The organism is Mesorhizobium sp. M1A.F.Ca.IN.020.06.1.1 (genome assembly GCF_004023265.1).
Classification (GTDB): Bacteria; Pseudomonadota; Alphaproteobacteria; order Rhizobiales; family Rhizobiaceae; genus Mesorhizobium.
Genome location: NZ_RZSR01000707.1, coordinates 1 through 3,216 on the forward strand (window position 1 = coordinate 1; position 3,216 = coordinate 3,216).

Below are 3,216 nucleotides of genomic sequence, written 5' to 3' on the forward strand. Positions count from 1 at the left end.
CAGCAGGCCCTTGGCGCCCTTCATCGAGGTCTCGTCGAGCAGCGGATTGGCGATCGCCGCCTCGGCGGCGGCCATGGCGCGGCCCTCGCCCGAAGCCTCGCCGGTGCCCATCATCGCCTTGCCCATCTCTCGCATCACCGAGCGGACGTCAGCGAAGTCGAGATTGATCAGGCCTTCCTTGACCATCAGGTCGGTGATGCAGGCTACGCCGGAGTAGAGCACCTGGTCGGCCATGGCGAAGGCATCGGCGAAGGTGGTCTTGTCGTTGGCCAGCCGGAACAGGTTTTGGTTGGGGATGACGATGAGCGTATCGACGCATTTCTGCAGTTCCTCGATGCCCATGTCGGCCGTCTTCATGCGGCGCTGGCCCTCGAAATGGAACGGCTTGGTGACGACGCCGACGGTGAGGATGCCCTTTTCGCGCGCCGCGCGGGCAACGACGGGTGCAGCGCCCGTGCCGGTGCCGCCGCCCATGCCGGCGGTGACGAAGCACATATGCGTGTTGGACAGATGATCGATGATCTCGTCGATGCACTCTTCCGCCGCCGCGCGGCCGACTTCCGGCTGCGAGCCGGCGCCGAGGCCTTCCGTGACATGCGCGCCGAGCTGGATCAGCCGCTCAGCCTTCGACATCGTCAGCGCCTGCGCGTCGGTGTTGGCCACCACGAACTCGACGCCGCGCAAGCCGGCTGTGATCATGTTGTTGACCGCGTTGCCGCCGCCGCCGCCGACACCGAACACGGTGATGCGTGGCTTAAGCTCGGTGATGTCCGGCTTCTTGAGATTGATGGTCATAGTCTCCGTCCTTTGCCTTTCCCGCCGCCTCGCCGCTGCGGCCGCCTTTGGGGCTGTCCCCGTCAAATTAAAAACTGTCTCTCAACCACTGACTCATGCGATGCAGTTTTCCGCCCGTTCCGGTCATCCTGAAACCGGAAAGTCCTTTCGCCGAATGGCTCTCGAAGCTCGCCATTTGAGGATAGATCAGAAGCCCGACCGGGGTCGAAAACGCCGGCCCCTTGGCCGCTTCCGGCAGGCCTGCCACGCCGAGCGGCCGGCCGATGCGCACGTTGCGCCCAAGAATGCGGCGCGCCGCCTCCGGCAGGCCCGCCAGTTGGCTGGCGCCGCCGGTGAGGACGACCCGTTTGCCGACGGCGTTGCCGTAGCCCGATTTGTTCAGCCGGTCGCGCAAAAGCTCGAGCGTCTCGTCGATGCGCGCCCGGATGATCCGCGTCATCACCGAGCGCGGGATCTGTAGCGGCAGCTCGCCCTCCTCGCCGATCGGCTGGATGGAAACCAGGTCGCGGTCGTCCGCACTGCCCGGCAGCGCAGAGCCATGCATCACCTTCAGCCGCTCGGCGGCGTCGAGCGAAGTCGACAGCCCCTTGGCCATGTCGAGCGTCACATGATTGCCGCCGATGGCGATGGCGTCGCCATGCACGAACTTGCCTTCCGAGAACACCGAGATCGTGGTCGTGCCGCCGCCCATATCGATGCAGGCCGCGCCCATTTCGAGCTCGTCGTCGACCAAAGCCGCGAGACCGCTGGCATACGGCGTTGCCACCATGCGCTCGACCGACAGATGCGAGCGGTTGATGCAAAGCTCGAGATTGCGCATCGGCGCAGCATCGCCGGTCAGCACATGCATATCGACGCCCAGCGTCTCCCCGACCATACCGCGGGGATCCCGCACGCCGCGCTCGGCATCGAGCGAGAAGCCGACGGGAAGCGAATGAACCACCTCTCGCTCGGCCCGCAGCGCCTGCTTGGCGCCGGCAGCGAGCACGCGCTTGATGTCGGCTTCCTCGACCTGATGGCCGCCGAGATTGATGGTTGCCGAAAAGGCCTCGCTCTTCAGCCGGCCGGCCGTCATGTTGACGATAAGGGAATCGACGGTGAGCCCCGCCATGCGCTCGGCGGCGTCGACGGCGAGACGGATGGCATGCTCGGCGCGGTCGAGATCGACCACGACGCCCGACTTAACTCCCTGCGACTTCTGATGGCCGATGCCGATCACCTGGATGCGATGCGAGCGTCCGCGCAACAGCTTGCCGTCCTCGCGCGGCTTCAGCTTCGCCACCACGCAGCAGACCTTGCTCGAGCCGACATCGAGCACCGTCAGCGTGCCCGACCGGCGCGAAGAGGCATCACCGCCGCCGCCAAGCCAGCTCATATCTTCGTCTCCGGCCTGCGTTTCATCAGGGTCTTCGGCTTGTCGCTGAGCGCGGCTTCGCGCTGCGTCGCAGCTTCCGGCGAGAGCTCGACGACCAGGCGATCGGACAACCGCATGTCGACGGCAGCGATGTCGCGCGTCAACAGCCCGTTGTCATGATCAAGCTTGACGAGCTCGGCGATCGCCTGATCCTCGCCGTCTTCCGGCAGCTTCACGGTGATGCCGTTCTCCAGCTTGAGATCCCAGCGCCGCTCGCCGACACGGATATAGCCTTTGACCCGCGCCGCCAGCTCGGGATAGCGCTTGATCCTCTCGAGGAAATCCGGTGCCTTGGCCGGCGCGCCCGTGCCGATGATCAGCGGCAGCAAAGCCTGCTTGCCGCCCGAGAACGGCGCGATCACCTCGCCCGACCGCTCGATGACCGAAAGCGAATTGCCCTGCTGCCAGAGCGCGAAGGGCTCACGCTCCTCGACACGGACCTCGAGCGTATGAGGATAGATCTTGCGCACCGCTGCAACCTCGACCCAAGGCAATGTCGCGATGCGCTCGCGCGCAGCCTCGGCATCAAAGCCGATCAGCGACGTCCAGCCATCGAGGCCGAGGCGGTCCAGGATATCGATCTCGGAAGTCTGGCGATTGCCGACGACCTTGATCTGGTCGACGGCAAAACCGGTTCGGGCCGTCACGCCCTGCACGATGATGTCGGCGTAGCCGCCGAGATAGGCCCCATAGGCGCCGGCGGAAACCAACAAGGCAGCCGAGAGGATCGCAGCCGAAAAACGCGGCGCCTCGTACTCGCCATCGCAGAGACGGGCAAGCAAACGCACCGGCCGCCGCAGCTGGCGCGGCAACACGAAATGGTCGAACGATAGCGGCACGCCGAACCGCGCAGGTCCAGTCCCGCGACCTTTGCCCTGGCCCCACCTCAACGCAGACACGAAGCGTCCTCCACCATCCAACTCAACAATTCGCCGAACGAATGCCCCGCTTGCGCGGCGATTTCAGGCACCAGAGACGTCGGCGTCATGCCCGGCTGGGTGTTGATC

Annotated in this window: 3 protein-coding genes and 1 pseudogene; all 4 read right to left on the reverse strand. The window is 65.5% G+C overall.

The window, feature by feature from the left end; translation table 11 throughout:
* Positions 1 to 795 (reverse strand): cell division protein FtsZ (ftsZ, locus tag EOA60_RS25450; protein WP_128312091.1); only part of this gene is annotated, 795 nt, incomplete at its 3' end.
* Positions 796 to 862: 67 nt separating this feature from the next.
* A complete protein-coding gene (gene ftsA / locus EOA60_RS25455) occupies positions 863 to 2,170 on the reverse strand; it encodes a cell division protein FtsA (RefSeq protein ID WP_066990759.1) in 1,308 nt (435 codons plus the stop codon).
* Positions 2,167 to 3,108: a cell division protein FtsQ/DivIB gene (locus tag EOA60_RS25460; protein ID WP_095824919.1), complete on the reverse strand. Its 942-nt coding sequence runs from the start codon at positions 3,106 to 3,108 to the stop codon at positions 2,167 to 2,169. The genes ftsA and EOA60_RS25460 overlap by 4 nt, the downstream gene beginning before the upstream one ends.
* Positions 3,096 to 3,216 (reverse strand): annotated as a pseudogene (locus EOA60_RS25465) (D-alanine--D-alanine ligase); the annotation flags it as partial. The pseudogene EOA60_RS25465 and the gene EOA60_RS25460, both read right to left, overlap by 13 nt.